The organism is Streptomyces sp. NPDC052687 (assembly GCF_040678395.1).
In the GTDB taxonomy this organism is placed as follows: domain Bacteria; phylum Actinomycetota; class Actinomycetes; order Streptomycetales; family Streptomycetaceae; genus Streptomyces.
Map to the genome: position 1 here is coordinate 304,033 of NZ_JBFATR010000002.1, position 24,243 is coordinate 328,275.

Genomic DNA, 24,243 nt, shown 5'->3' on the forward strand with positions numbered 1-24,243 from the left:
AAGGCGTACGCGCAGTGGGACGGAAGGGCACGGTGGCCCATGACGGTGTGGGATGACCTCGTCGGTCAGGAGCGGGTGAGCGCGCAGCTGGCGGACGCCGCCCGGGACGCCGACGCGCTGGTCACCGCCGCGGCGGCCGACGAGCCGCTGCCGGAGACGTCGAAGATGACACACGCCTGGCTGTTCACCGGCCCGCCCGGCGCGGGCCGGACCCGGGCGGCGCGGGCGTTCGCCGCGGCACTGCAGTGCGTCAGCCCCGACCGCGCGCTGGGCGGGGCGCCAGGCTGCGGCTTCTGCGACGGATGCCACACGGCCCTGATCGGCACCCACGCCGACGTCACCACCGTGGCCGCCGTCGGCACCCAGATCCTCGCGGAGGACATGCGGGACACCGTCCGCAAGTCGTTCACCTCGCCCGCGAACGGCCGCTGGCAGATCATCCTCGTCGAGGACGCCGAGCGGCTGAACGAGAAGTCGGCCAACGCGGTCCTCAAGGCCGTGGAGGAGCCCGCCCCCCGCACGGTGTGGCTGCTGTGCGCGCCGTCCATCGAGGACGTACTGCCGACGATCCGCTCCCGCTGCCGCCACCTGAACCTGAGCACGCCGTCCGTGGACGCCGTCGCCGACATGCTGATCCGCCGCGAGGGCGTCGAACCCGAGGTCGCCCACGCGGCGGCGCGGGCCACCCAGGGGCACGTCGACCGGGCCCGGCGCCTGGCCACCGACCCGGCCGCGCGCGAGCGCCGCGCCGCCGTGCTGAAGCTGCCGCTGCGCGTCGCGGACGTGGGCAGCGCGCTCAAGGCCGCCCAGGAGCTGGTGGACGCCGCCGCGGAGGACGCCAAGCAGCTCGCCGAGGAGGTCGACGTCAAGGAGACCGAGGAGCTGAAGGCCGCCCTCGGCGCCGCCCAGGGCGGCCGCCTCCCGCGCGGTACCGCGGGCGTGATGAAGGACCTGGAGGACAAGCAGAAGCGCCGCCGCACCCGCACCCAGCGCGACAGCCTCGACCTCGCCCTGACCGACCTCACCGCCTTCTACCGCGACGTCCTCGCCCTCCAGCTCGGCACCCGCGTGGCTCTCGCGAACACCGACGCCGAGGACGCCCTGGAGCGCATCGCCCGCGAGAGCTCACCCGAGTCGACCCTGCGCCGCATCGAGGCGATCGCCGCCTGCCGGGACGCCCTGGACCGCAATGTCGCCCCGCTGCTCGCGGTGGAGGCGATGACGATGGCCCTGAGAGCGGGCTGACCCGGAGCGGGCTGACCCCCGCTCCCTCGGCACCGGGCGGCCCAGCCGGCCTCGGCTCTTCCGGCGCCGGCGGCCCAGCCGCCTCCCGGCTCTTCCGGCGCCGGCGGCCCAGCCGCCCCCCGGCTCTTCCGGCGCCGGCGGTCCAGCCGCCCCCCGGCCCTTCCGGCGCCGGCGGCACAGCCGCCCCCCTCCGGCCCTTCCGCCACCAGCGGCCCAGCCGCCCCGCCCCGGGGCCCCTCGGCACCGGCGGCCCAGCCGCCCCCGGCCCCTCCGCCCTCCGCCCCTTGTCCGTCATCCGTTGGACAACCCTCACCCATCCGTGCCACGCCCCACACACTCCGCACCCGGACCGTCGCGCAGCGTTACGCTCGCTGAATGCACTCAAGGCGCCCCCACCGCAGGTCCAGGTCCCGTGCCGGAGCCGTCCTCCTCGCCGCCGCCGCGCTGGTCGTCTCCGCCTGCACCACGACCGGACACCAGACGAGTTCCGCCAGCCCCGCCGCGCGGGCGGCGCAGGCCGGCACGGCCGCGCTGACCGCCCTGCCGCGCGCCACGCCCTCCGCCCTGCGGCCGTACTACGCGCAGAAGCCGAAGTGGCGCGCGTGCGGCGCCCCCGGCTTCGAGTGCGCGACCGTGCGCGCGCCGCTGGACTACGCCGCCCCCGGCGAGGGCGACGTCCGCCTCGCGGTGGCCCGCAAGAAGGCCACGGGCCCGGGCCGGCGCCTGGGGTCGCTGCTGGTGAACCCGGGCGGCCCGGGGGGCTCGGCGATCGGCTACCTCCAGGCGTACGCGGGCGTCGGGTACCCGGCGGAGGTCCGCGCACGGTACGACATGGTGGCCGTCGACCCGCGCGGGGTCGCCCGCAGCGAGCCCGTCGAGTGCCTGGACGGGCCGGAGATGGACACGTACACGCAGTCGGACGTCACCCCCGACGACCAGCGCGAGGTGGACGGGCTGGTCACCGCGTACCGGAAGTTCGGCGAGGGGTGCGGCGCGCACGCGCCCGAGCTGCTGCGGCACGTCTCCACCGTCGAGACGGCGCGGGACATGGACATCGTGCGGCAGGTGCTGGGCGACGAGCGGCTGACGTACGTGGGCGCGTCGTACGGCACCTTCCTCGGGGCGACGTACGCCGGGCTGTTCCCGGACCGGGTGGGCCGGCTGGTGCTGGACGGCGCGATGGACCCGTCGCTGCCCGCGCGCCGGCTGAACCTCGACCAGACGGCCGGGTTCGAGACCGCGTTCCGGGCGTTCGCGAAGGACTGCGTACGGCAGGCCGGCTGCCCGCTCGGCGGCGCCGGCACCTCGCCGCAGCGGGCCGGCAAGAACCTCAAGGCGTTCTTCGACCGGCTGGACGCCCGGCCGGTCCCCACCGGCGACGCGGACGGCCGCAGGCTCGGCGAGTCGCTGGCGACCACCGGGGTCATCGCGGCGATGTACGACGAGTCGGCGTGGCCGCAGCTGCGCGAGGCGCTGACCGCGGCGATGAGGCAGAACGACGGCGCCGGACTGCTCGCCCTCTCCGACAGCTACTACGAGCGGGAGGCGAACGGCGACTACTCCAACCTCATGTTCGCCAACGCCGCCGTGAACTGCCTCGACCTCCCGCCGTCCTTCGAGGGCCCCGACGACGTCCGCAAGGCGCTGCCCGCGTTCGAGAAGGCGTCCCCCGCCTTCGGCGAGGGCCTCGCCTGGGCGGCCCTGAACTGCGCGTACTGGCCCGTCGCGCCCACCGGCGAACCGCACCGCATCGAGGCGAAGGGCGCCAGGCCGATCGTCGTGGTCGGCACCACCCGCGACCCCGCCACCCCCTACCGCTGGGCCCAGGCCCTCGCCGCCCAGCTCTCCTCCGGCCGCCTCCTCACCTACGACGGCGACGGCCACACCGCCTACGGCCGCGGCAGCGACTGCGTCGACCGCGCGATCAACGCCTACCTGCTGCGGGGCACCCCGCCACAGGACGGAAAGCGCTGCTCATGACCGGCGACCACCGCCCCTGACCGCCCGGGCCCGCCCCCGGTCGCCCTCCGCCCGGCGCGGGCCGGGGCTGGTACGAAGCACTCCCGGAAACTGTGTAGACTTACCGACGTCGCCGATCGCACCATAGTGCGGGCGACGCGCCGCTTTAGCTCAGATGGCCAGAGCAACGCACTCGTAATGCGTAGGTCTCGGGTTCGAATCCCGAAAGCGGCTCCACCGGAACCCCAGGTCGGATTGCTTTCGACCTGGGGTTTTTTCGTTCACCGGATACGGCGACGGCGGCGGGCGCGCTCCGCTCGGCTGGTCTGGGTCTCAGTTCTGGTCTCAGTCGTGGACTCCAGGCGGGGCATGAAGTGATCGCCCATCCGGCGCATGGCGTCCTTCGACAGGTGTGACCTTCCCTTCACGTAGCGCCGGGTCTGGCTGATCTGGGTGTGCCGCAGGATCTCCATGATCGTGGGCATGTCGACCCCCAGCTCGTTCAGGATCGTGCCAGCGGTGTGGCGGCTGCCGTCGTACAGGCGACGGTCGTCGATCCCGGCTTCCTCCAGCAGCTCCTTGAACTCCTCCCAGTCCTGCCGCGGGTCCAGCGGGCGCCCATCCGGCCGGGAGAAAACCACGCCGTGGTCCTGCCACAGCTCGCCGGCCGCCACCCGCATCTCCTCCTGCTGTGCCTTGTGGGCGCGCAGGTAGGGGATGAACGGCGGCGGGATCGGCACGGCGTTGCGGCTCTTCTTCGTCTTCGGGCGAGTGAAGACCAGGCCGCCGCCCCTGCGCTCGGGGCAGGCCCTGGCGTGCCCCTTGCAGCCCTTGGGGCATGGCTTGGGGCACCCGCGCTTGTAGCCCCTGTGGACGGCGCAGCCCGGCGGACACGGCTCGAAGCGGTGGAACCGGGCACCGCACGCCTGCGGGTCGTCGCAGCCGTGCCGCCACGTGAGCCGTTGAAGCTGCCACTGGGGGTGGAACAGCTCGTTCTCCAGATCGACGTACGGCCAGCGCAGCCCCAGCGTCTCGCCCTGCCGGAACCCCATGCCGACGCCGACACACCACCGCATGAAGGTAGGCCGCTTGGCGGCCGCTTCCAGGAACGCCTTGGCCTCTTCGGTCGTGAACGGGTTGGCCTCCGTCTCGTCGACAGTCGGGGGGTCGACGAGGGTCGCCACATTCTCGACGATGAGCCGGCGACGGTGGGCGATTTTCAGGGCGCGGGACAGGATGCGGTGCACCTTCAGCACGTGGGACGGCGCGTGACCCTCATCGAGCATGGCGCGGTACATCCGCTCCAAGTGCTCCGGGGCTAGCTTGTCCAGGCGGTGCTTGCCGATGCCGGGAATGATGTCGTTCCTGGTCTTGGACCAGTAGTCGTCCAGCGAGCGCGGCTTGAGCTTCAGGGACGCGATGTCGGTGAGGTAGGTGGTCATCCACTCCTCCACCGTCGGCTTGCGGCCGGCCCTGGGCGCCCGTCCCTTGTCGCGCAGCGCCTCCAGCTCGCGGACCTTGCGACGCACTTCCGCTTCGGTCCGAGCCCGACGGTGGCGCCGGTCCGGGCTGCCGTCGTCCTTCACACCCATCGTGACGCGGCCGTGCCACCAGCCGTCGGCGCCGAAGTAGATGGATGACTCCATGTTGGGCTTGCGGGGGCTCATGTGCTCCTCCATACGGGAGGCGCCCCAGCGGACGCTGGGGCGCCTCAGGGCATGCTCTGATCAGTTCGGCTGCGGGGAGAGGGTCGCTACGAAGGCTTCGAGGTCAGTGCGACGAATTCGGCGCGTGCGACCCAACTTGATGTACTTCAGCGCGCCCTCGGCCATCAGCTCGTAGACGGTGGAACGGCCGATGGCCAGCGCTTCAGCAGCTTCCTCGGGCTTGTACAGGAGTCGGTCGACGGGGGCAGCAGTCGCGGTGCTCATCCGGGGTGGCTCCTCGGTAGCGCGTTGGGGTGTCTCGGGTCGGGTCGGGTCGGGCGTTGCCTCTGTCCGACGTGCGGATTTCTGCGTCACCGCGTCATCTGCGTCGCATGAGGCTGTGACCTGCGGGTTTGAGTGACGGGAGGTGGCTGAAGTGCGTCATCGGGTGACGCAGGCTTTCGTCACCGGTGACGCGGGTGACGCGGGTGACGCAGCCGCCGCCCGTCTGCGTCACCGCTCTTGCGGCTGGTCAGGGGCCGTTCGCCGGTGTTGGGTGACGCAGGTGACGCAGCGTCTCTCTACTTCGGACAAGAGAGGGGGGTGTCTGATGTGGTGTGGTGCGGCTCAGAACGAAAGAAGGAGCCGCGTTGCGGCCGCCTATTGGGCGGCGCCGCCGCCGAACAGCAAGAAGAGCACGCGCCCCCGGGTGCTCTTCTTGCCTGTCCTGTGCGCCGGTGGTGTGCGGGTCAGAACGCCGGTTGCTGCTCGTGCGGGGACGGCGTGGCCAGGGGTCGGGTCATTTCGATGTACCGGGCCTCTCGGGTGCGGCCCCAGTCGATGAGGACGCCTCGGGCGGCGAGGGTGGGCTGGAGCCGCTTGAGACGGTCGGAGAGCACCTTCCCGGTCGTAGGCCAGCCCTTGGGCAGGGGACGGCACTCCTCGCCGCTGTAGAGGCCGCTGAGGCAGTGCAGCCACTCGGAAGAGGTCATCCGCTGCTCCGCCCCCGGCTCCAGGCCGGCGGCGTGCTTGAGCACGGTCTGCGCCAGCAGGTCGCCTTCGATGACGTCGTCGTTGAGGTCGTCGAGGCTGGCCCGGTAGGCGGCGAGCGACCCGAACCCGGTGGCCGCGTCGAGTTGGGCGCACAGGTGGGCGAAGTCGGCCATCCGCAGGTCGGTGGGGATGTCGGCCTCGGCCGCGCGGACCTGCACGGTGAGGTCGAGGAGGGACCCGAGGACGACCGGCAGGACCTGTTCGTACTCCGCCCACAGCTCCGCCTCGGTGCGCCTGACCTTGGGCCGCTCCAGCCGCAGCGGCAGGAGCCGTTCGGCAAGGTCGGGCCGGATGACGCCTACGTCGATGCCGGTCAGGAGCAGGGGGCGGCGGTAGCGGGCACGGAAGACGTCGCCGTCGGTGAACAGGGCGCGTTTGACGTTCTCGGCGCCCGTGACGATGCAGCACATCGCGTCGGACAGGTCCGGGGTCATGTGGGAGAGGTTGTCCAGGGCGGTGACCCATCCGGCCGCCACGGCCGCGATCAAGTTCTCCTCGTCCTTGGGGGCCCGGCGCAGGTCGCCGCTCATGCCCTCGATGACCCTCACGAGCATCCGTCCGCCGGTGGACTTGCCGGCGCCCTGCGGGCCGGTGAGGAACGGGGCGGGGACGGGCACGGACGGCCCGAGGCAGCCGATGAGCCAGGCGATGGCCAGGCACTCCGTCTCAGCGTTGGCGAAGTTGCACAGCCGCAGCAGGAGATCGATGCCCTTGCCGTTGGTGTCCTTGGCCGGCAGGGGCAGCTCCCCGGTGAGCTGGGTGCGCCGCCAGCACACCTCGCGCGGGTCGGGCACGGCGATGTCCCAGCCGGTGGGATGGATACGGACCGACTGTCCGTCGGCCCGTCCGAGGTCCAGCCATGTCGCCCCGTCGAATCCGGGGGCCACGCGGATGTGGACCGGCTGCACGTCCTCGGTCAGCGCAAGTGCTTCGATCAAGTCCAACGCCTCCTTGATCGCGGTGCCGTTGAACACGCCAAGACCGTCGCGGAAAAGGCCGACCATGAGTTCCTGGCGGTGGCTTCCCGTCGTGCCCTGGGAGCGGATCGGGCGGGCCACGGGGTGGCCGTTCTTCTGCGCGTACACGGTGCCGTCGGCGGTGCGGAAGTACCGGAAGTGGGCTTGGGCGTAGTCGGTGATGATCTCGCGAGCCGGGTTCTTCTCGTCGTCGGCCATGGTCACAGTCCCAACCGGGTGCGGGCGTTGGTCCACGCATCCGTGCAGTGCCGCAGGGATTCACCCTTGGTCTGCGCGGCGGTGAACAGCCGTGCGATGTGTGTCTCGGTGAGGCAGCCGCACCGGCCGTGCGTGGACAGCACGGCGAGGAAGGTGCGGTAGACGGTGGTATGGATCGCGCTGCGGGCCGCGGTGATGCGCTGTTCGGCCATGGCGATGCCGCGCTCCAGGTAGGTGGGCGTGCGGTGCGGGCACTCCCCGTCCCCAATCGCGGAGGGTGCGGCGATGGAGTGCGGCGCCGGCCGGGCCGGGGCGGGTCCGTTCACGGCCAGCGCGCGGACGGCGTCCGGCAGGGTAGTCAGGGTGCCGGTGCCGGGCCCGAGGTAGCGGGCGTACGACATGGTGGACTTGATGTCGACGCCAGGGCGGACCGCGTTGCGGGAAGCCATGGCGCCCCGGTAGATCCAGTGCTCACCACGCGTCGTGGCGACGGTGCGCGTGGCGGGCAGGGCGGTGCGGGCCCAGGCGATGGCGTCTGCGTCGTCCAGGTCCACCACGGTCAGCCCGGCGCCGCCGGGGTGGTAGGCGACGGCAACGGCCCTCCGCCACGCAGCAGCCCACGGCGGGGAGGTCAGGACCGCCGGGTCGGTGGTGGCGGCGGCCCATCCGTGGCACGGGGCCAGGCACCGGCAGGGGCCCGGCACCTTCATGTTGGGTCGGTCTCCGCAAGCACCGCCCCTGCAAGCGAGGCAGTTGCCGAACGGCACCTTGCCCCGTCGCAGGGGCAGCACCGGCACACCAGTGGCCGCCAGCTCCAGCGCGATCCGCAGCGGTTCGGGCAGCGTGCTCACGCGGCCACCTCCAGCGTCGCGGTGAGGGTGGCGAGGAAGGCCTGGGCGATCCACTGGGTGTAGGCGGGCGGCAGCGCCTCCCGCAGGCGGAGGTGATCGGACGACCAGTCGATGCCCTTGGCCGTGCGGATCTCCTCCACGGTGGCCTTGCCGCCACCGGCCCCGTACGCGGCGACGTACGGGCCGTCGCGGTAGACGCCGTGGCGCCAGCCGCGCACGTATCCCCGGTGTCGAGGGTGCGCCGGCTGGACGGTGGTCCAACCGCCCAGCTCGAAGTAGCGGTGCATGATCACGCCGAGGCCGAACATCTCACCGCACAGGCGCAGGTCTTTGCGGACCTCGGAGCCGGCCACGTTCTCGATCACAAAGGGCCGCCCGGTGGCCTCCAGCGCGGCGCGGGTCGGTGCGATGAGCCGGGGATAGGTGCGGCCGATTTCGGCGTTGCGGCGCGCGTTAGTGCCCTTGGTAGGGGCGCCCTCCCCCTGACAGGGCGGGGAGGCGTGGATGAAGTCGAATTCGTGGCCGTGCGCGCGGATGAACTCGATCGCGTCGCCCTGGTGGAAGACGTCGCCGCAGTAGTCCGGCTGGGCCTGGATGTCGACGCCGGTGACGTGCACGCCGGGGATGGCCCGCTGGATGCCCTTGGTGGCACCGCCGATACAGCAGTAGGCGTCCAGCACGCGGAAGGGGCGGAGCGGGTCAGGTACTCGCCGGATGGCGGTGGGTTGCGTCATGCTGGGAGACCTCCACAGGTCCGTTGATGGCAGGTGGACAAGGGCGGCCCCACGTTCTTTGGCGAGAGGGGGGCCGCCCTTGGCGTAGCTAGAAGGGCGGTTCGTTGCTGTACCGGCTGGGCGCCCACGGGTCGCTGTCACGGCGACGCCGGCGCGACCAGCGGGGCAGGCGCGGGAGGGGCAGGAGGATCACGGCCCACTGCGACCAGCAGGGGCAGGACTCCCAGTCCGTACCGGCGTACTCGCCGTAGTGGTCGCCGTAGTCGTGCGCGATGCCGCCCACCCCGTCGCACTCGGGGCAGTGGGGGCGAGGGGTGTCGGCCAGGGCCAGGGCCCGGCGGGGGCAATAGATGACCTTGAAACGGAGTCGGATCACGAGTGTCGGTCTCCTCGTCAGCCGTAAAACTTGTTCCGCTTGATCACGGCCTTGCGGATGTTGACCGTGGTCCCACCGTCCCGGTGGCCGCCGGCCCTGAACACCTGCACGGCGATCCAGCCGCCGAAGATGACGGCGGCGAGGAGGATGAGCTGGGTGATCAGCGCGGTCAGGGCCGTGATGAACGAGGTGAGCAGGAGCAGTCCGCCGCTCAGGGCGAGGAACCCGATGCCGCCGAGGGCGGCGTTCACCGCCGCGCGGGAAACCGGCGGCTTCGCGGTGACCGGTTCGGGCTGGGCGGGTCTGATGGCGTAGCCGGTGACGACCCGCCCGTCCGGGAGGACGATGCTCGCGACCGTCGGCACGGTGCCCGACTGGACGGGAACGACCGCCGCCGGCGTGGCGGTCACCGGGTTGATGGGGGTGGGCTGGTGGACTTCCACGGCCCGCTGTTCGGGCCCGTGGTGGGCAGGTTCGGGGTACATTCGGAATCCCTTCCGGGAGTCGGTCAGGGAGGCTGGGGCACCCCCTTCGGGGTGCCTGTGGGTGGGGGTTTTCGGGGGTCTGACCTGCGTGCCTCCCTGCCTCCCTGATGGATCATTCGTGCTGGTCAGGGGCAGGGAGGCGGGTCAGGGAGGGGGTCAGGGAGTTCTCCCTGCCTCCCTGACCCGGAGAGGGCGCGCTTCCCTCTACTCGGCGGCGGAAACGGAATCCTCGCCGTCGCGGTCGGCGAGGGCGCGGTGGACGCGGTCGCGGGAGACGACCATGACGCCGTCGGACTTGTACGGCTCGGCGCCGGCGTCGTCCAGGACGCGCTTGAGGTCGATGAACGACCAGCCGCCGTAGGCGTCCGCGTTCAGCGCGGACAGCCGCGCCAGCACGTCCTTGGTCCGCACGCGGGTCGCGTCCCCGATCACGGAGGCGATGTCGGCGAGCGGGTCGTGCTCGGTGTCGCGTTCGATGACGTGCAGGGTGGTGACGCCGTCGCGCAGGGCCTTGGCGCGGTCGGCGATGGCGGTTGCTTCCTCGTCGCTGATGTAGTGCGTGCGGACCGTGATCGAGGACTGGCCGACGGGGATTTCGATGCCGTCGGAGGCGACGACAAGGGTTCCCTTGTCCAGTCCCTGGCGCAGCAGGTGGGGGGCGGCGCCGGCTTTGACGGCTTTGGCGCCGAGTGCCATCTCGGCCTGCGACTCGGTGCCCAGTGCGAGGGCGGCGCGGGTGTGGGCTCCTTCGCGGACGAGCTTGGGAAGGTTCTGGTCGGTGGGGTCCTGGGTGCCCTGGTACATCAGCACGTTGACCACACGGCCCTGGTTGTGGATCTTCCGGACAGCCATGAAGTACCGGCTGGTGGCCCTCTGCCCGCCGTAGGGGCGCTTGTCCTCGTCCACGGCGGGGCACATGAACGCGACCTGCGCCTCATCGACCAGGCAGATCAGCGGCGGGAAGACCGCCTTGGGGTTCTGCTTGCGGACCTCCATGCGCCGGTTCATCTCGGCGACCGCGTCCTCGACCATCTCGGTCGCCTGGATCACGTGCTCATCGGTCGGGCCCTGGATAAGGACGGTGGCGAGCCCGTCGAACATGGCCCAGTCGCCGGCGCCCTTGAGGTCGGCGATGCGGAACTCGACCGTGCGGTCCAGCGCCAGCCACAGCGCGAGCGCCCGCAGGGCGGCGGTCTTGCCCTGGTTGGACAGGCCCGTGATGAGCAGGTGCCGCTGATAGAGGCTCAGCAGCGCCGCGTCCCCGCGCAGGTCCTGCCCCCACGGCGCCTTGCCGGTGGCGTAGTTGGCGGTCAGGGTCTCGTCGGTGACCAGCGGCGACGGCCCGATCGGCTCATCGAGGGCGCCGCTGTCGGCGATCCACAACCGCACGGTGCGGGCGGCGGGCGGGATGGTGATGAACACCTCGTGCTCATGCCGTCCCAGGTTCTCCGCCAGCTTGCGCCGCCGCTTTTGGATCTCGTCCGTGGACACCCCGGACGGCAGGGTCACGTCGACCTCCACGCCGGGGCCAGCGATCACGATCGGCGACAGCATCGACGCGCCTGCGTCGCCCATCTCCTTGATCGCGTTGCGCAGTGCCGGGATGCCGAGATCGCGGAGGGCCTTGACGACGATCGAGGGGGTGATCGGCTCGCCCTCGCCGTTGCGGACGTTGGCGGGCAGCGCCCAGTGGGGGGCGGCTTGCTGGTGCCGGCCGACGGACCACAGGGCGAGCAGTGCGAGGAACGGGCCAATCGTGATCAGCGGCCCCCACACGATCTGCACGATGCGGATCATCAGGGCGATGAACTCGATGACCGCCTGAAGTGGGGTGATGACGTCGGTGGCGTCCTTGTTGGCGATGGCCAGCACCACCCCCAGCGCCACCAGAGTGCCGATCCCCATGCCGGTGCCGACGGCCACACCCTTGGCGGCATCTAGGGGGGAGTGAAGGAGGTCCATGCGGCGGCGGTGGCGGGCTTCTCGGAAGCGCTGCCCGCGCTCCTCCCACTCCGCCGCCGCCTCGTAGTTGCCCGCGGCCTCCGCCGCGCGCAGCATCCGCTCATACCGGGCTGCCGTACGGCCGTCCCAGGTTCGGCGGGCCACGATCCGCGCGCCGCCGGCGACGTACAGGGCGTGTCGGGCGACCGCGCGGACGGCGGTCACGGTGCGCTCGTCGGTGGCGATCCGGCGGACGGCCCTCCCGGAGCGCACCCACAGCGGCAGCGCCGGCGGGGCGGGCGGCAGGTCGGGGACGACGATCAGGTCCGGGCGGGTGTCGGCGGCGGGCGGGGCGGGTTCCTTGTACAGGGAGACGACGTTCTCAGTCACGGCAATGACTCCTGATGCGCTCAGGTGCGGCGGGAAGGTTGAGGGGCCGGAGCGGCGGCGGGGCCGCTCCGGCGAGTGCTGGGTGTCACCACCAGCGGGAGGACTTCTTGGCGGCCTTGGCGGCGGCGGCCTCACGCACGATCCGGTGGCGCTCCATCCGCAGGGCGGACAGCTCGGTGATGAGCCGGGTCTCGGCGGACTGCCAGGCGGTGTCGATCCGCGACTCGGCGCGGCCGGTGCTGCGGCCCCTGGTGACGCGGTACGAGCCGCCGGCCAAGCCCCGCAGGATCGCGCGGCGCTCCTGGCCGGTCAGCGGCCACAGCTCACGCTCACGGACCGCTTCGAGCTTGCGTTCGGTGGCCTTGATCTCGCGGTCCAGCTTGCGGGTGTCGGGCTTACCCATCACGGGTCCCTTCGGGGCAGAAGTGGTCCGCGCAGGGCACACAGGTGCCGAGAGCGGAGGGGATGACGTATCCGGCGTCGCGCCCGCACGCCGGACACAGGCGGCGGGCCGCGTTCGCCTTGGTCAAGGCCGCCCGCTTCGCCTCGGTCATCGGGCGGACGGGCTTGGCGAGGTCGACGCGGTAGAGGTAGGCGACCAGCGGGCCGCGCCGTCGGCGCGGGCGCTGCAACTCGGCGGCCACCGGCTGACCGCCGGGCCGCAGACCGCGGGCGCGCAGCTGGCGGCGGGTGGCGTAGCCGTCCGGGGCGAGGCGCCACCGGAACACCGGCAGCGCGCCCATCAGGCGACCACGCGCTTCCACGCCGCGCGGAGGCGGACTTCGGAGGCGGAGTGGCCGGCGGCACGGAAGCGGCTCGCCATCTCCCGGTACGACAGCGCCGGCACCCGGCTGGTGCGGATCTCATCCACCACGGCGTCCAGTTCCGCATCGGTGAGCGCGGGTCCCTGCTCCAGTGCCGGGACCGGCTCGGTGGGGCCCCAGACGGGAAGTTCCCAGCGGGCCGTGACGCCGGGCGTGACGCGGCTCGTCACGCTGGTCAGCGCCCTGCCGGTCTCCTCGCCCTTGCGGGCCGTCTCCAGCGTCGACCAGGCGGACGAGAGGGTCTGAGCGGTCTTCGCCTGTACGTGCGCCACGCGGGCACCGGCTTCCGTCACGGCCGTCAGCCGGGTCTCCTCGGTGGCCGCTTCCGCCCGCAGTCGAGCGCGGGCCACGGCTGCCTCATCGCGGGCTTCCTGCTGGATGCCGCGGATGGCGTCCAGCGCGTTCGCGGTGAGCGCGGTGCGCTCCCACAGGCTGTGGACCAGCCACAGCGCTTTCGCGGCGAGCGGCAACCAGGCGACGGCCAGCCACGCGGCGGTGTCCTGGTCGACGCTCAGCGCATGCGCGACCAGGACCCCCGTGGCGATGAGCCCGAAGGACCAGCCCACGGCGGTCACCGTCCGGTTGTGGTCGCCCTGGGCGGCGAGGCGTCGCTCGTAGGCGAGGGTGGCCAGCCATCCGCCGTCGATGCCGAGACCGACGACCAGGGCGACGGGCCACGGCACCGCCGTGCCCAGCCACATCACGACCACCGCGAGGGTGAGGACCATGGACACGGCCGTCATGCCGACGGCGGGCAGTCCGGTCTTCGCGCTCATGCCGCACCCCCTGCCGTGATCAGGGCGGCGAGGGCGAGAAGGGCGCCGCCGGACAGGGTCAGGTCGACCGCGTGGCGCAGGCAGGTGAACTTGGTGACCGCCAGCCGGGACAGCCCGGCGATGTCGGTCGCGATGTCCCGGTTGGCGGCGGTGGCGGTGATCTCCTCAGCGGTGAGCGTCGCCCACAGCGGGAAACCGTGCCGGCCGGACAGGTTCGGCCGCACCGAACGCAGCAGCAGACCCGCCGCCGCAACCAGCAGAGTCACGCCGAGACCGCCCGTGACGTGGGCGGCGGGGGTCATGGGCAGGTCGCGGGCGACCGTCCATGTGCCGGCGAGGACCGCGCCGACGAACGCCAGCAACAGCGCCGTCTTGGTGTCCGTCCGCGCGATCTCCGCCTTCACCTCGGCGTGCGCCGCCTTCAGGTTCTCGACCGTGGCGCTCACGCGGCACCCCCCGGCAGCGTCACACCAGCCGCGCGGTTCGCCAGCGCCGCCCGCTCCGCCAGCACCCGGCGGCGGGCCCGCCGGATACGGCGCTCGTCCAGCTCGTTCGGCGTGCGGTCGAGGGCGGTGATCTGCGCGTCGAGCAAGTCGACGTCCGCGAGGATCGCAGGCATCTCCCGCTCGATCGCGTCCAGCTCCGCGTTCGTCGGCTCCATCCAGTCGGCGAACGCGGTAACAGCGTCCTGAACAGTGACGATGGGTTCCATGGGTCGTGGTTCCTCTCGCAGGTGGAACGGCCCGAACAGCGCCCCCGGGGATGCAGCCCCGGGGGCGCGCGCCGTTGTGTGTGTAGCCGCGCCCAATGCGCGGCGGGGCCGCCGAGCGGCGGCCGTGGTGCCCCGGGCGGGATTCGATCCCGCACCGTTCCGGCTCCCCGTGCCCCGCCCGTACGGACCCCACAGTCGGCGGGCCCGGACGGGCGAGGGAGGCAACCGGCCGCAGCAGCGCTGCGGCAATTGGGGTCGCGCTGTACCGCGCGCAGAGCAAAACCTGCGCGCGCCCGCCCTCTTGCTCGCGGAGGTGGGGCGGGCTTCCCTCGGCACGCTGTGGAGTTCTCAAGCAGCAGGCGCTTCCTTCGAGTCCCTTTGAGGACCCTCCGGGCGTGTTGCAGTACCTGTTTTACAGGTACTGCACGGGGGTTCGTCAAGCACCGCTTCCAAACCTCTTGGCTGTGCGCCCGAACTTCTTGGCGCACACTCAGCATCGGTGCAGGTCAGGGGAGTTAGACACCCCGCCCATGGACAGCTCTGGGTCTTCTCGTTACGGTCAAGAAGTCCCTAGACGTCCCAACGGGGGTGCAGATGTCGAACGAGCGTTTACGGTCCGCGCTCCTCGCCCGTGGTATGAGCGTGCAGAGCCTCGCCGAAGTGATCGAGGTCAACCCGAAGACAGTCGAACGCTGGATTACGCAGGGGAAGGTGCCGTACCGGCGTCACCAGTACGCGGCGGCAGCGGCACTCAAGGTCGACGTGACGACGCTGTGGGATGACAGCCGTGCTGTCGACACTGCCACGGATCTGACCAAAGCCGAGATCGTGGCCGTCTACCCGCACCGGCACACGGTGCCGTCCGGCCTGTGGCGTGACCTCTACGCGCGAGCAGAACGCAACCTAGACGTTCTCGTCTACTCGGGACTGTTCCTGTCGGAGGACCCCCTGTTCCACGATCTTCTGAAGAAGAAGATCGCGGGATCCACGCAAGTGCGCATCATGCTGGGGGATCCGGACTGTGAGGCCGTACGGCAGCGCGGCATCGACGAGGGGCACCGGATCATGGACGGCAAGATCCGGAATGCGTTAGTGAACTATCGGCCCCTCTTCGACAGCCACCCTGAGATCCGCTTCCGGCTCCACGCCACCACGCTCTACAACTCGATCTATCGGGCCGACGACGAGATGCTGGTCAACCCGCATGTGTACGGCATCGGCGCCTACATGGCCCCTGTCTTCCACCTGCGGCGGATGCCGGGGGGAGGTCTCTTCGACACCTACGCGAATAGCATCGAGCAGACCTGGGGAGGCGCACGCCAGGTCACGGACCGCGATTTCACGGGAGCCTGAGCATGGGACGAATCGACTACCTGCATGACCCGGACGCTCCGCCGGCCAACTCGGTCGTGCCATCCGTGGTCGCATTCGTGCAGAACGACTCAGGCCAGGTGCTGATGATTCAGCGATCGGACAACGGGCGCTGGGCACTGCCCGGGGGCGGCCACGACGTGGGGGAGTCGATCAGTGACACCGTCGTGCGGGAGGTCTGGGAAGAGACTGGGATGAAGGTGGAAGTCGTCGACGTGTCCGGGCTCTACACGGATCCCGGTCACGTCATGCAGTACGACGACGGCGAGGTACGCCAACAGTTCAGCATATGCTTCCGCGCCCGGCCGGTCGGCGGTGAACTCCGTACGAGCAACGAGACGACTCAGGTCCGCTGGGTCGACCCGGCGGACCTGGCAGAGCTGGACGTGCACCCCACGATGCGACTCCGGATCGAGCACGCCCTAGACCGGACGCGCACGACTCCCTACATCGGCTGACGCTTGGCGGTGGCCACCCGCTCGAGTACACGGGACGTGCACGCCAGGATCTCGGGCTCGGCGCGGCGGATGAACTGCCCGATTAGGCTATCCGGCCCGTACCGTCCGGCGATCTCGTTGACTCGGTCGAGCGGGTTGGTGGGCGTGCCGTCCGGCGTCGTGTTCATGTCGCAGAAGCAGAGCGCGTCATTGAGGTGAGCGCTCTCGCGAGGGAACTCACCCTCCAGCTCCTCGCGCAAGCCGCGCGCTTCCGCCTCCATCCAGGCACAGGAGTGGTGGGCAACCAGGTTGATGACCCGAGCATCAGCGTCGGCCACGTCCCGGAGGTAGCGCGCGCCATCCAACGGGTGAAAGCCCGTCTTGACCAGGTCCGGCGCGTAGCCGATGTCGTGCAGGACCGCCGCGGCCTCCAACAGATCCGCGTCCTGGTCAAGGATGAGCGCGATCGTGCGCGCCCTCTCGGCGACCCCGAGGCAGTGTTTCCACCGTCGCGGCAGTGGCTCGGCGAGCAAGGACTCAGCCAGGGGATAAGCCCACTCCGTCAACTTCGGCAAGCTACGAACGCTCCTCTCGCGTCGGCACGGCGCGGACCGTTCGCACCCTGCCCTGTCCGCCTGCCGCCAGCACGCCGGCGGCCTCCAACTTCTCCAGTGCCTTGGTCACCGTGGGACGTGAGACCCCGAACCGTTCGGCCAGCGCGGAAGCGCTCGGGAAGGCTTCGCCTACTCCGATCCCCTCAGCCGTGATGATGTCGGCGATCTGCTGCTCGAGGGGGCGCCGGTCGACCCGCACACCGGCGCGTACAACGCGCCACCGCTCGCCCGGCGCAGGTTCGGCCACACCCTCCTGCCGCAGTACAGCGAATGCGCGGAGGGCGACCCCGCGCGAGACCTTGTGCTCGCGCATGACTTCAGCGACGGATGGGAGCTCCGTCCTGTCCGGCTCGGCCGCGATCCGTGCCCTCACTGCGTCCGCCACCTTCAGAAAGGTCCCCCGGGGGTTGGCTTGCTGCGACACGTGCTGTCCCTCCCAATCGCAACTCGTCGCCTAGCCCAAGCTTCCCATGCTCGCTGGCGGTGGCAACGAAGACGGTCAGCACCGAAGGCTCCCTTACCGGCTTGAGGTTCTACGGATTCTTCCTATTCTTCCTACATTGATCGTTCGCGCGGTGCGACAAAGTTCCAGGACTCAGCGTTTACCTCTCAGAGCGCCGCCACGTTCGCGGTGGTGACGCATCGCGCGTGCTGTTGCGTGGCCCGCTAGCGACGAAGAAGGACTTGGGCCGTCCATTGAGGGGCGGTGCGGGTCGCCGCTCATGTCCGGATTTGTGCGTGCTATGCGACCTCAAGATTACTCACCCCCGAGAACATTTCGAAAGGAAAGCCCAAATTAGTTCGGGGCATCCAGTTCTGTCTGGCCGCTCATGTTTTTGATGGCTAGCTGTTCTGAGTTAGCCTTCAGCAGCAGACTGATGGCCGCATTTCTGTCGTCTTCGTCGCGCAATCTTATTTCGAGGCTCGTATTGTTCGCGATAACGGCACCCTTGAGAGTTCCCTTGTTCAAGGTTTTCGCCATTCCTTGGATAAGTCTGCTCTTTAGGCCGGAGAGCTCTCGCGCTTGCCACTTATCCGAGTATTCGTGAGTCGCTTTTCGGAACAGGTCGTCCGCTTTGATGATGAGCACATCTGGAACATCCGCCGTGCCGATCGCTTGGATTCCTGCTATGTAGAAGCGCTCAAGCAGCATGCGATGACAGTAGCGTCTCTCGTCCGGGTCCTGGTTTTCTTCTGTGGTTGGGTCGAACGGGATCAGATAGAGGGGGCGGGCGTCTCCTGATGCAGCTGGCGTTATGAGAACAGGCCCGAGCACATTGGTAAGGTGCTCTTTTCCGGACTCGGCACTAAGTCGGAGTTCCGCCCACAAACCCTTTTCGTCAATCGAGAGACCAAGGGTGCCATATTCGGAGGTGTCAAAGCCGGCAGCATTCAACTCCGCTGCCACTTGCACAAGAGTATCGGTCTGGCGGTCGCAATCCTCTTTGGTGAGAACGTAGACAACGTAAGCTTCACCTGGGACTCCGACTGCCGTGTCAGCGTCCGCACAGGAAATTAGCAGCTTGCGAGCTTGCTCCGTAGTGGACGAATCAAAACCGAAGCTGGTCGTCTTGCATTCGAAGACTAGGTGATCGCCAGACGGCAAGTGCTGGACCAGCACGTCAGGCTCAGGCGGGGAAGCGCTAAGCCCGTGTTTGGCAAGTTTCTCCCGCAGAGCAGACCTGAAGGCGAGCTTGGCCCCCAGAGAACGCAGCCTGTAGCCAGCGTTGTAGTACGGTCGATTTTCTCTCGTTAAAGGAGAAGTCTTCGCGACAAGCCAGAGAACAGAATTTACCTGGAATACCGGATCGCGCGTTAGCAATGCCCCCCCTGGGCCTAGACGGCAGCGCTCTCGATCAAAGAACCATACTCACGATCCCCGATGAATGCGGTTACTTTAGGATCGATGAAGCGCTGAATATTAGAAATCAGCCTATTGATTGAGTTCCCGCAAGTGCCGTGAGGAAGTACTGCGACGACCCTTTCTGTGGTGATCTCCAGTACCAGTGGCTGCCATAGATGCTGGTCAATGGCGTTAGCATGCACCTTCGTGTCGCTCAGCCAAGTCGGAAAGCCGGTGATCCTAAACCTATTCCGTCTGTTATTGAATAGGCTTATCACCCAACGTTTGAAGACGTCTTCCGGCAGGCTTCGGCTGAAAATGATTTCTGCGACGGAGCCAAGATTTCCGTCCGAGAATCTAGGTGCCGCAGACGCCGATACCCATAGCTGTTCTTCGACGCTTTGAGTGAGAGAGCTATAAAGATCAACCACTCCCCGCAAGGTTGCGCGGTGGTCCTGAAAAGAACTGCTACGGTTAGTCAGTTTACCGTCGTAGTAGAGATCATGTCCGCCTCTACCTTGCGCAGGGATACGCAGTTGAGTGATCGATGCTAGCGGAGCGTACTCCTCTTTTAGAGGGTTCATCTTTTGCGAGATGACGCCGATTTTGTCGACCATCGTGAAACGTGAGGTGCGTCGCTCGTCGGCAACGAAAGCTTCCGCTTCGTCGGCGGATGACTCGTACAGCGATTCGTGTTCGAACGTGATTTTCCCGTACCGATTGGCGCTGTTGTCCCTTAGGACTTGGCGCCATAGGGATAGAAAACTTTGGGAAGAAAGCCATAGGTGGTCCAAGAAGGGATTTCCGATGACTGCTTCACGCAAGAGCTTGTCTGAACTGCTTGATGGGAGAATCGTGTAAAGCGCCAGATAGCGAGGATCTAGCTCCTCGAGGAGGGCAACTCTTTCATTGTCCTCATTGAGTAGGGTCCAGGCGCGTGAATCTCCAGGGAGTTTCTTCGCTAGGAGGTTGCTACGAGAAAAGATAGAGGGGATGCTCGGCCTGTTGCTGGGGATTCCGCCGTCCACTGTTTCAAGTAGGTAAGTCTTCTGCAGGCCAGCTTTTAGCCTTCGATCGTGCAACTGCTCTACGTCTGGTACTTCGTTGCCGTCGAAGTAATCGAAGTAGTCAGATGCGCGTTCGAATTGGGGTAGCAGAGCGTTGCCTGGTACTTTCATGCATCCCCCTTAAAGTTGCCACAGTTAGCACCGTCTGAATTATACAACGCGTTGCCATTTTTGTACAGACGGTTAACTCACATGGGCCAGTGCTCCTTTTTAACTCGCGTTCTCCACTGCTGATGTTCCACATACCGGGCATGATCACGCGTAACTGATGAGCTCACATAGCCGGGTGGCGCAGGTCGTTGCCTATGTCTGGGTCCGTCCGCTGCTTCCTAGTACAAACTGGCGCGCGGAGCGGACGCTGGCGTCTAGGTATCTCGTCGGCTGACTGCGACAGTCGAAGCGTGGGCTGCGAGGTACCTGACAAGACCTTGTAATGAGGCTAGGACCGTCCGGGGGTGCTTGGGCGCCTAGTCATGAGGCAGCGATGGTCTCAGTTCCAGTCTCGATTGCAGCCCGTTCCGCAGTCGTTCGCTCCTGTCCGCTGTCGTCTGAGATGGCCGATGAGCAGGGGGACTAGCCTCGTGACGGACGTCTGTGGATCGCGTCGGAGCAAGATCCGACAACTCGTAATGCGTAGGTCTCGGGTTCGAATCCCGAAAGCGGCTCTGAAGAACCCCAGGTCATGTACCCCTTGACCTGGGGTTTTGTGTTGCTGCGGGGCTCGGTGGCGTCACCGTAGGTCCAGGCGCATCAGCACCCGGGGGTGGCCGGCCAGGACCGAGGTCGTGTCGGCGGCGTGGGTGAAGCCGGCGCGTTCGAAGTTCTTGCGGAGGCCGGGGTAGGCCATGGTCAGGTCGACACGGACGTCGCCGTTGTCGAGGGGGTAGGCCTCGACGGCCGGGGCGCCGTGGGCGCGGGCGAAGTCGACGGCTCCGGCGATGAGGGCGTGGGAGATGCCCTGCTTGCGGTGTCCGGGGCGGACGCGGACGCACCACAGGGACCACACCGGCAGGTCGTCGACGTGCGGGATCTTGCGGTTGCGCGCGAAGGAGGTCTCCGCGCGCGGGGCGATGGCGGCCCAGCCGACCGGTTCGTCACCGTCGTAGGCCAGCACCCCCGGAGGGGGATCGGCGCGGCACAGCTCGGCAACGTACTCACCGCGGGCCGGGCCGCGCAGCTCGTTGTTGAGCTTCGAGGGGATCCGGTAGCTCAGGCACCAGCAGACGTTCGCGGTCGGCGACTTGGGGCCGATCACCGCACGGACGTCCTCGAAGACGGTCGCCGGGCGTACGTGGATGGGCATGACACCACGATGGCACGGGGACGCGGGGAGCGCGTCCAGCGGGTGGTGGGCCCGCCCCCGCGTGGGCTCGCTCCCGCGTGGCCGGCCCTCGCGTGGCTCGCCCCGCGTGGCGGGGGCTCAGCCGCCCAGTACCCGTACCGGCTTCCCGTTCAGCCAGGCGCGGAGGTCGGCGCCGACGGTCGACTGCCAGGGACCGCCCTCCCGCAGCGCGGTCGCCTCCTGGACCAGGCCACGGGCCAGGCCGAGGATCAACGCTCGGGTCAGTTCGACCGGCGGGGTCGGGGAACTCTCGGTGCCGCACATGGTGACGCCGTGCGCGCGGGCGGCGGCGTGGTCGATGGCCGAGTTGCTCATGCCGGTGGTGACGATCAGCTTCAGCCGGGGCAGCCGCTCCTGGAGGGAGGCCGGGAACGCCACCGCTCGCGGAAGGTGACCACGATGCCGAAGTCGGCGAGCACGGCGGCGAGTTCGCCCTCGTCGGACGGGTGCCGGGGGAAGGGCACCACCTCGACCCGGTCGGTCTCGGCGGACCAGTCCGCGGCGCCGGTCGCGGCGTTCTGGAAGTCGTCGAGGGCGGCGCAGCGAAGTGGCGTGGCAGCAGTGTCCCGTTCGCCCGTGCGGGATGCGCCGCGGGCCCCGGACGTTCACCTCTGCCGACCGGGGCCCACTGGCGTCCCGGATCCGGCCGCGGCGGCGACACTCCCCCGAGTAACGCGTTCTACGCGCGCACCGTCGGGCCGGTTCCGATGGATTGATCACATCAGACCGCACCAACGGATCGCTAACATGTGGCCAACGGTTCTCCGGAGCGCCGTCTGCCGGCTGGCGTGAAGCCGCCGTCCGGCGACCCGGGCGCACACCGGGCAGCGGCAGGCGACGGCAGGGTACGCCCGCGCGCGGCAGCCGGGAGCCGACAGTGAGCAGGTGGCGGGAAACCGCCGTGACGAGGGCGGGAATGCGCCAGGGTGTAATGCGGTTCGGACTGCTGGGCCCGCCCGTGCTCTACCAGCCGGACACGACACACGGCACCCAGGGCGCCGGCGTCGTCGGCGCCGCGGGGGCCGCGGGCGCCGCGGGAGCGGTACGGACGGAGGGGGCCACAGGGGTTGCCGGGGCGGCGGGTGCCACCGGTGGCGCGGGTGCCGGGGCGGCGGGTGCCGCCGGTGGCGTGGGTGTCTGTGGTGTCGTCGTACGGACCATCCGCAGCCCCAAGGCGCGGGCGCTGCTCGCCGCCCTGCTGCTGGAGTCCGGCCGGGTGGTGCCGGTCGACACCCTCAAGGACGCGCTGTGGGGCGGCGAACCGCCCGCCTCCGCGCACGCCTCCCTGCACAACCACGTCGCCCGGCTGCGCCGGCTCCTCGACGACCCCGACCGGCTGCGCGCCGTCCCGCCCGGCTATCTGCTGCGCGTGGCGCCGGGCGAACTGGACGTCCACGTCTTCGAGCGCCGGGTCTCCGCCGCCCGCGCCGCGCACGCCGCCCGGGACTGGGTGACGGTGACGCGCGAGGCCACGGCCGCGCTGGCGCTGTGGCGCGGCACTCCGCTCAGCGGACTCCCGTCCGAACTGGGCGGCTACGCCTTCGTACAGCGCCTGACGGAGGCCCGGCTGCTGGTGCTGGAGTGGCGCTACGACGCCGAGCTGGCCCTCGGTGGCGCCCGGCTCGGGGCGCTCGTGCCGGAGCTGGCGGAACTGGCCGCCGAACATCCGCTCCGCGAGGCGTACCACCGCCAGCTGATGCTCGCCCTGCACCGCACCGACCGGCGCGCCGAGGCCCTGGCCGTCCACCGCGACCTGCGCTCCCGCCTGCTGGAGGAACTGGGCGTCGAGCCTGGGGCGGCGGTACGGGACGCCCACCTGGAGGTTCTGCGGGGCACCACACCGAGGAGCGAAGAGCCGCCGCGTACGGTGGACTGCTCGGGGACGTACTTCGTTACGCATGCGGCGGTGGCCGATGCATCCCGGCCGGCGGAAGATGCGGGGGCGTCCGGCGTACTCGGCGCACCCGGCGCACCCGGCGCACCCGAAGCGCGGGAAGCGTCCGAAGCGGTCCAGGCGCCCCAGGTCTCCCAAGTCTCCGACACGCCCGACACACCTGAGGCACCCAAGGCGCCCCACGTACCCAAGGCGTCCGGGCCGCACGCAGCCGCCGAGGCTTCCGGAGGCTCCGGTGACTCCGGCGGCTGCATTGCCTCCCCACCCGTCACCCCCACCACCCCCCGCCCCGCCCAACTCCCCCCACCCCCGCCCCACTTCACCGGCCGCACCGCCCTCCGCGACGAGCTGCGCCGGACCCTGCTGGAACCCGGTGCGGTCGCCGTGGTGAGCGGTATGGCGGGGGTGGGCAAGAGCGCCCTCGCACTGCACGTGGCACACGCTCTGGCGGAACGTTTCTCCGACGGTCAGCTCTACGTCAACCTGCACGGCGCCACCCCGGGCATGACCCCCCTGACCTCCGCCCAGGCCCTCGCCGCCCTGCTGCGCGACCTCGGCACCGAGCCCCGCCGCATCCCCGAGCACCCGGACGCCGCCGCCGCGCTGCTGCGCTCCCTGCTGGCGCCGACCCGCACCCTGCTGGTCCTGGACGACGCCGCCACCGCCGCCCAGGTACGGCCGCTGCTGCCGGCCGGTCCCGGCTGCGCGGTCATCGTCACCAGCCGTTCCCCGCTGACCGCCCTCGACGGGGCCCGCCGCTTCCCGCTCGCCCCGCTCTCCGGGGAGGACAGCGCCGCACTGCTGCGCGCGGTCTCCGGCCGTGACGGCCTGGACGCGGCCCATCCGCTCGTCGACCTCACCGGCCGGCTGCCGCTCGCGCTGCGCGTCGTCGCCGCCCGGCTCGCCGCGCGCCGCGCGCTCACCCCGGACGTGCTGGCGGGCCAACTGGCGGCCACCGAGGGCCGGCTGCACCACCTGGAGTACGACGACCTCAGCGTGCGCCGCTCCCTCGCCGTCGCCCACGACGCGCTCGCCGCCTCCGACCGCGAGGCCGACCGTGACGCGGCCCTCGCCCTGCGCCGCATCGGCGCCCTCGACCTCCCGGCCTACGGCGCCCCCCTTCTCGCCCGCCTCACCGGCACCGGCGAGCGCCGCGCGGAGGCGGCCCTCGACCGGCTCGTCGACGTGGCCCTCCTGGAGGAGACGGCGTACGGCCGTTACGCCCCGCACGACCTGGTCCGGGACTTCGCCCGCGAACTGGCGGAGGCGGACGCCCGGCAGGACCGGCCCGCCACCCCACCCCGGACGGACACAAGCCTTGCCCCGCACTCGCCGGCAGGTACGGGCTCTTCTCCGCACTCGCCGGCAGGTACGGGCTTCTCTCCGCACCCGCCGGCAGGTACGGGCTCTTCCCCGCACTCGCCGGCAGGTACGGGCTCTTCTCCGCACCCACCCGCAGGTACGAGCCCTTCCCCGCACCCGCCAGCGGACGGCAGTCTGTCCCCGCA

At 69.8% G+C, this 24,243-nt stretch carries 23 protein-coding genes, 1 tRNA gene and 1 pseudogene; 6 read left to right on the forward strand and 19 right to left on the reverse strand.

Features of this window, described 5'->3' with window-relative positions:
* Positions 1-39: 39 nt before the first annotated feature.
* The 3 genes from AB0K92_RS04220 to AB0K92_RS04230 all read left to right on the forward strand — a co-directional run bounded on the left by AB0K92_RS04220 (position 40) and on the right by AB0K92_RS04230 (position 3,441).
* On the forward strand, positions 40-1,245 hold the full coding sequence (locus AB0K92_RS04220; protein ID WP_365919211.1) for a DNA polymerase III subunit delta': 1,206 nt from the start codon (positions 40-42) through the stop codon (positions 1,243-1,245).
* 375 nt (positions 1,246-1,620) lie between these two features.
* Positions 1,621-3,225, forward strand: a complete 1,605-nt coding sequence (locus AB0K92_RS04225; protein ID WP_365919213.1) for an alpha/beta hydrolase — start codon at positions 1,621-1,623, stop codon at positions 3,223-3,225.
* A 139-nt stretch (positions 3,226-3,364) separates the two neighbouring features.
* Positions 3,365-3,441, forward strand: a tRNA-Thr gene (locus tag AB0K92_RS04230).
* 44 nt (positions 3,442-3,485) lie between these two features.
* Here AB0K92_RS04230 and AB0K92_RS04235 read toward each other — a convergent pair.
* From AB0K92_RS04235 to AB0K92_RS04295, 13 genes are all read right to left on the reverse strand, one after another.
* On the reverse strand, positions 3,486-4,871 hold the full coding sequence (locus AB0K92_RS04235) for a tyrosine-type recombinase/integrase (protein WP_365919215.1): 1,386 nt from the start codon (positions 4,869-4,871) through the stop codon (positions 3,486-3,488).
* A 60-nt stretch (positions 4,872-4,931) separates the two neighbouring features.
* Positions 4,932-5,135, reverse strand: a complete 204-nt coding sequence (locus AB0K92_RS04240; RefSeq protein ID WP_365919217.1) for a helix-turn-helix domain-containing protein — start codon at positions 5,133-5,135, stop codon at positions 4,932-4,934.
* A gap of 464 nt (positions 5,136-5,599) precedes the next feature.
* Positions 5,600-7,078, reverse strand: a complete 1,479-nt coding sequence (locus AB0K92_RS04245; RefSeq protein WP_365919219.1) for an ATP-binding protein — start codon at positions 7,076-7,078, stop codon at positions 5,600-5,602.
* A 2-nt stretch (positions 7,079-7,080) separates the two neighbouring features.
* The gene (locus AB0K92_RS04250) at positions 7,081-7,929 is read right to left on the reverse strand and encodes a bifunctional DNA primase/polymerase (RefSeq protein WP_365919221.1); all 849 of its coding nucleotides are present in this window, start codon (positions 7,927-7,929) and stop codon (positions 7,081-7,083) included.
* Entirely contained in the window at positions 7,926-8,663 is a 738-nt protein-coding gene (locus AB0K92_RS04255) for a DNA methylase (RefSeq protein ID WP_365919223.1), read from the reverse strand. Before AB0K92_RS04255 ends, AB0K92_RS04250 begins: the two co-directional genes overlap by 4 nt.
* Before the next feature lie 88 nt (positions 8,664-8,751).
* Positions 8,752-9,039, reverse strand: coding sequence for a hypothetical protein (locus AB0K92_RS04260; RefSeq protein WP_365919225.1), 288 nt, complete (start codon positions 9,037-9,039; stop codon positions 8,752-8,754).
* Between the two features lie 17 nt (positions 9,040-9,056).
* Positions 9,057-9,524, reverse strand: a complete 468-nt coding sequence (locus AB0K92_RS04265) for a hypothetical protein (protein ID WP_365919227.1) — start codon at positions 9,522-9,524, stop codon at positions 9,057-9,059.
* A gap of 204 nt (positions 9,525-9,728) precedes the next feature.
* Complete coding sequence (locus AB0K92_RS04270) at positions 9,729-11,855, reverse strand: ATP-binding protein (protein ID WP_365919228.1); 2,127 nt, start codon at positions 11,853-11,855, stop codon at positions 9,729-9,731.
* Between the two features lie 85 nt (positions 11,856-11,940).
* Positions 11,941-12,258: a hypothetical protein gene (locus tag AB0K92_RS04275; protein WP_365919229.1), complete on the reverse strand. Its 318-nt coding sequence runs from the start codon at positions 12,256-12,258 to the stop codon at positions 11,941-11,943.
* A complete protein-coding gene (locus tag AB0K92_RS04280; RefSeq protein ID WP_365919231.1) occupies positions 12,251-12,598 on the reverse strand; it encodes an RRQRL motif-containing zinc-binding protein in 348 nt (115 codons plus the stop codon). The genes AB0K92_RS04275 and AB0K92_RS04280 overlap by 8 nt, the downstream gene beginning before the upstream one ends.
* Entirely contained in the window at positions 12,598-13,455 is an 858-nt protein-coding gene (locus AB0K92_RS04285) for a protein spdB (RefSeq protein WP_365919233.1), read from the reverse strand. The genes AB0K92_RS04280 and AB0K92_RS04285 overlap by 1 nt, the downstream gene beginning before the upstream one ends.
* Positions 13,452-13,901, reverse strand: coding sequence for a Pycsar system effector family protein (locus tag AB0K92_RS04290; RefSeq protein ID WP_365919235.1), 450 nt, complete (start codon positions 13,899-13,901; stop codon positions 13,452-13,454). Before AB0K92_RS04290 ends, AB0K92_RS04285 begins: the two co-directional genes overlap by 4 nt.
* Positions 13,898-14,167 (reverse strand): DUF6284 family protein, encoded by a 270-nt coding sequence (locus AB0K92_RS04295; RefSeq protein WP_365919237.1) that lies wholly within the window; start codon positions 14,165-14,167, stop codon positions 13,898-13,900. The genes AB0K92_RS04290 and AB0K92_RS04295 overlap by 4 nt, the downstream gene beginning before the upstream one ends.
* Positions 14,168-14,761: 594 nt before the next feature.
* Here AB0K92_RS04295 and AB0K92_RS04300 point away from each other — a divergent pair.
* Both AB0K92_RS04300 and AB0K92_RS04305 read left to right on the forward strand, forming a co-directional pair.
* Positions 14,762-15,520: a helix-turn-helix transcriptional regulator gene (locus AB0K92_RS04300; protein ID WP_365919239.1), complete on the forward strand. Its 759-nt coding sequence runs from the start codon at positions 14,762-14,764 to the stop codon at positions 15,518-15,520.
* A 2-nt stretch (positions 15,521-15,522) separates the two neighbouring features.
* Positions 15,523-15,996 (forward strand): NUDIX domain-containing protein, encoded by a 474-nt coding sequence (locus AB0K92_RS04305; protein ID WP_365919241.1) that lies wholly within the window; start codon positions 15,523-15,525, stop codon positions 15,994-15,996.
* Here AB0K92_RS04305 and AB0K92_RS04310 read toward each other — a convergent pair.
* The 6 genes and pseudogenes from AB0K92_RS04310 to AB0K92_RS04335 all read right to left on the reverse strand — a co-directional run.
* Positions 15,984-16,550, reverse strand: coding sequence for an HD domain-containing protein (locus AB0K92_RS04310; protein WP_365919243.1), 567 nt, complete (start codon positions 16,548-16,550; stop codon positions 15,984-15,986). The genes AB0K92_RS04305 and AB0K92_RS04310 overlap by 13 nt on opposite strands.
* A gap of 1 nt (position 16,551) precedes the next feature.
* The gene (locus tag AB0K92_RS04315) at positions 16,552-16,902 is read right to left on the reverse strand and encodes a GntR family transcriptional regulator (protein ID WP_365919245.1); all 351 of its coding nucleotides are present in this window, start codon (positions 16,900-16,902) and stop codon (positions 16,552-16,554) included.
* Positions 16,903-17,385: 483 nt separating this feature from the next.
* Entirely contained in the window at positions 17,386-17,997 is a 612-nt protein-coding gene (locus AB0K92_RS04320; protein WP_365919247.1) for a hypothetical protein, read from the reverse strand.
* 428 nt (positions 17,998-18,425) lie between these two features.
* Positions 18,426-19,610, reverse strand: coding sequence for a hypothetical protein (locus AB0K92_RS04325; RefSeq protein ID WP_365919249.1), 1,185 nt, complete (start codon positions 19,608-19,610; stop codon positions 18,426-18,428).
* 619 nt (positions 19,611-20,229) lie between these two features.
* Positions 20,230-20,802: a GNAT family N-acetyltransferase gene (locus AB0K92_RS04330; protein WP_365919251.1), complete on the reverse strand. Its 573-nt coding sequence runs from the start codon at positions 20,800-20,802 to the stop codon at positions 20,230-20,232.
* Between the two features lie 123 nt (positions 20,803-20,925).
* Positions 20,926-21,389 (reverse strand): annotated as a pseudogene (locus AB0K92_RS04335) (D-2-hydroxyacid dehydrogenase family protein); the annotation flags it as partial.
* 368 nt (positions 21,390-21,757) lie between these two features.
* Here AB0K92_RS04335 and AB0K92_RS04340 point away from each other — a divergent pair.
* Positions 21,758-24,243 (forward strand): BTAD domain-containing putative transcriptional regulator (locus AB0K92_RS04340; protein ID WP_365919253.1); only part of this gene is annotated, 2,486 nt, incomplete at its 3' end.

Excerpts from the sequence above, each read along its gene's own strand:
- AB0K92_RS04220 (WP_365919211.1), top strand. The coding sequence starts at position 40 with ATGACGGTGTGGGATGACCTCGTCGGTCAGGAGCGGGTGAGCGCGCAG.
- AB0K92_RS04225 (WP_365919213.1), top strand. The coding sequence starts at position 1,621 with ATGCACTCAAGGCGCCCCCACCGCAGGTCCAGGTCCCGTGCCGGAGCC.
- AB0K92_RS04235 (WP_365919215.1), bottom strand. The coding sequence starts at position 4,871 with ATGAGCCCCCGCAAGCCCAACATGGAGTCATCCATCTACTTCGGCGCC.
- AB0K92_RS04240 (WP_365919217.1), bottom strand. The coding sequence starts at position 5,135 with ATGAGCACCGCGACTGCTGCCCCCGTCGACCGACTCCTGTACAAGCCC.
- AB0K92_RS04245 (WP_365919219.1), bottom strand. The coding sequence starts at position 7,078 with ATGGCCGACGACGAGAAGAACCCGGCTCGCGAGATCATCACCGACTAC.
- AB0K92_RS04255 (WP_365919223.1), bottom strand. The coding sequence starts at position 8,663 with ATGACGCAACCCACCGCCATCCGGCGAGTACCTGACCCGCTCCGCCCC.
- AB0K92_RS04265 (WP_365919227.1), bottom strand. The coding sequence starts at position 9,524 with ATGTACCCCGAACCTGCCCACCACGGGCCCGAACAGCGGGCCGTGGAA.
- AB0K92_RS04275 (WP_365919229.1), bottom strand. The coding sequence starts at position 12,258 with ATGGGTAAGCCCGACACCCGCAAGCTGGACCGCGAGATCAAGGCCACC.
- AB0K92_RS04280 (WP_365919231.1), bottom strand. The coding sequence starts at position 12,598 with ATGGGCGCGCTGCCGGTGTTCCGGTGGCGCCTCGCCCCGGACGGCTAC.
- AB0K92_RS04285 (WP_365919233.1), bottom strand. The coding sequence starts at position 13,455 with ATGAGCGCGAAGACCGGACTGCCCGCCGTCGGCATGACGGCCGTGTCC.
- AB0K92_RS04295 (WP_365919237.1), bottom strand. The coding sequence starts at position 14,167 with ATGGAACCCATCGTCACTGTTCAGGACGCTGTTACCGCGTTCGCCGAC.
- AB0K92_RS04300 (WP_365919239.1), top strand. The coding sequence starts at position 14,762 with ATGTCGAACGAGCGTTTACGGTCCGCGCTCCTCGCCCGTGGTATGAGC.
- AB0K92_RS04305 (WP_365919241.1), top strand. The coding sequence starts at position 15,523 with ATGGGACGAATCGACTACCTGCATGACCCGGACGCTCCGCCGGCCAAC.
- AB0K92_RS04315 (WP_365919245.1), bottom strand. The coding sequence starts at position 16,902 with ATGCGCGAGCACAAGGTCTCGCGCGGGGTCGCCCTCCGCGCATTCGCT.
- AB0K92_RS04325 (WP_365919249.1), bottom strand. The coding sequence starts at position 19,610 with ATGAAAGTACCAGGCAACGCTCTGCTACCCCAATTCGAACGCGCATCT.
- AB0K92_RS04330 (WP_365919251.1), bottom strand. The coding sequence starts at position 20,802 with ATGCCCATCCACGTACGCCCGGCGACCGTCTTCGAGGACGTCCGTGCG.